Origin of the sequence: Vibrio sp. T3Y01 (assembly GCF_013114525.1) — a bacterium.
Lineage (GTDB): Bacteria > Pseudomonadota > Gammaproteobacteria > Enterobacterales > Vibrionaceae > Vibrio > Vibrio chagasii_B.
In genome coordinates, this window is record NZ_VTXJ01000048.1 from 1 (window position 1) to 2,761 (window position 2,761).

Consider the following 2,761-nt stretch of genomic DNA (forward strand, 5'->3'; position numbering starts at 1 on the left):
CACGGTGGATGCCTTGGCAGTCAGAGGCGATGAAGGACGTATTAACTTGCGATAAGCCCAGATTAGACAGTAAAAGTCATTTGAGTCTGGGATTTCCGAATGGGGAAACCCACTTACATAAGTAAGTATCTTGTTGTGAATACATAGCAACAAGAGGCAAACCGGGGGAACTGAAACATCTAAGTACCCCGAGGAAGAGAAATCAACCGAGATTCCGAAAGTAGCGGCGAGCGAAATTGGATTAGCCCTTAAGCTTTTAATGAGACAGACGAAGGCTCTGGAAAGTGCCGCAATAAAGGGTGATAGCCCCGTAGTCGACATCTCATCATCAGTGAAAACGAGTAGGGCGGGACACGTGATATCCTGTCTGAATATGGGGGGACCATCCTCCAAGGCTAAATACTACTGACTGACCGATAGTGAACCAGTACCGTGAGGGAAAGGCGAAAAGAACCCCTGTGAGGGGAGTGAAATAGAACCTGAAACCGTGTACGTACAAGCAGTAGGAGCACCTTCGTGGTGTGACTGCGTACCTTTTGTATAATGGGTCAGCGACTTAATTTTAGTAGCAAGGTTAACCGTTTAGGGGAGCCGTAGGGAAACCGAGTCTTAACTGGGCGTACAGTTGCTAGGATTAGACCCGAAACCAGGTGATCTAGCCATGGGCAGGTTGAAGGTTGAGTAACATCAACTGGAGGACCGAACCGACTAATGTTGAAAAATTAGCGGATGACTTGTGGCTAGGGGTGAAAGGCCAATCAAACCTGGAGATAGCTGGTTCTCCCCGAAAGCTATTTAGGTAGCGCCTCGGACGAATACTACTGGGGGTAGAGCACTGTTAAGGCTAGGGGGTCATCCCGACTTACCAACCCTTTGCAAACTCCGAATACCAGTAAGTACTATCCGGGAGACACACGGCGGGTGCTAACGTCCGTCGTGGAGAGGGAAACAACCCAGACCGCCAGCTAAGGTCCCAAAGTATAGCTAAGTGGGAAACGATGTGGGAAGGCTCAGACAGCCAGGATGTTGGCTTAGAAGCAGCCATCATTTAAAGAAAGCGTAATAGCTCACTGGTCGAGTCGGCCTGCGCGGAAGATGTAACGGGGCTAAGCTATACACCGAAGCTGCGGCTACGTACTTATGTGCGTGGGGTAGGGGAGCGTTCTGTAAGCCGTTGAAGGTGGTCTGTAAGGGCTGCTGGAGGTATCAGAAGTGCGAATGCTGACATGAGTAACGATAAAGGGAGTGAAAAACTCCCTCGCCGGAAGACCAAGGGTTCCTGTCCAACGTTAATCGGGGCAGGGTAAGTCGACCCCTAAGGCGAGGCCGAAAGGCGTAGTCGATGGGAAACGGGTTAATATTCCCGTACTTCTTACAATTGCGATGGGGGGACGGAGAAGGCTAGGTGGGCCTGGCGACGGTTGTCCAGGTTCAAGTACGTAGGCGGAAGAATTAGGTAAATCCGGTTCTTCTTAACGCTGAGATACGATGTCGAGCTACTACGGTAGTGAAGTCATTGATGCCATGCTTCCAGGAAAAGCCTCTAAGCTTCAGATTGTAAGGAATCGTACCCCAAACCGACACAGGTGGTCGGGTAGAGAATACCAAGGCGCTTGAGAGAACTCGGGTGAAGGAACTAGGCAAAATGGTACCGTAACTTCGGGAGAAGGTACGCTCTTATCAGTGAAGTCCCTTGCGGATGGAGCAGACGAGAGTCGCAGATACCAGGTGGCTGCAACTGTTTATTAAAAACACAGCACTGTGCAAAATCGTAAGATGACGTATACGGTGTGACGCCTGCCCGGTGCCGGAAGGTTAATTGATGGGGTTAGACTTCGGTCGAAGCTCTTGATCGAAGCCCCGGTAAACGGCGGCCGTAACTATAACGGTCCTAAGGTAGCGAAATTCCTTGTCGGGTAAGTTCCGACCTGCACGAATGGCGTAATGATGGCCACGCTGTCTCCACCCGAGACTCAGTGAAATTGAAATCGCTGTGAAGATGCAGTGTACCCGCGGCTAGACGGAAAGACCCCGTGAACCTTTACTACAGCTTGGCACTGAACATTGAACCTACATGTGTAGGATAGGTGGGAGACTTTGAAACCGCGTCGCTAGATGTGGTGGAGTCGTCCTTGAAATACCACCCTTGTAGTTTTGATGTTCTAACGTTGGTCCCTGAATCGGGATTACGGACAGTGCCTGGTGGGTAGTTTGACTGGGGCGGTCTCCTCCCAAAGAGTAACGGAGGAGCACGAAGGTGGGCTAAACACGGTTGGACATCGTGTGGTTAGTGCAATGGCATAAGCCCGCTTGACTGCGAGAATGACAATTCGAGCAGGTGCGAAAGCAGGTCATAGTGATCCGGTGGTTCTGAATGGAAGGGCCATCGCTCAACGGATAAAAGGTACTCCGGGGATAACAGGCTGATACCGCCCAAGAGTTCATATCGACGGCGGTGTTTGGCACCTCGATGTCGGCTCATCACATCCTGGGGCTGAAGTCGGTCCCAAGGGTATGGCTGTTCGCCATTTAAAGTGGTACGCGAGCTGGGTTTAGAACGTCGTGAGACAGTTCGGTCCCTATCTGCCGTGGGCGTTGGAAAATTGAAGGGGGCTGCTCCTAGTACGAGAGGACCGGAGTGGACGAACCTCTGGTGTTCGGGTTGTCATGCCAATGGCATTGCCCGGTAGCTAAGTTCGGAATCGATAACCGCTGAAAGCATCTAAGCGGGAAGCGAGCCCTGAGATGAGTTTTCCCTGAC

At 51.4% G+C, this 2,761-nt stretch carries 1 rRNA gene; it reads left to right on the top strand.

Annotated features, from left to right (window positions below):
- Positions 1 to 2,761 (top strand): 23S ribosomal RNA (locus F0232_RS24850); the annotation flags it as partial.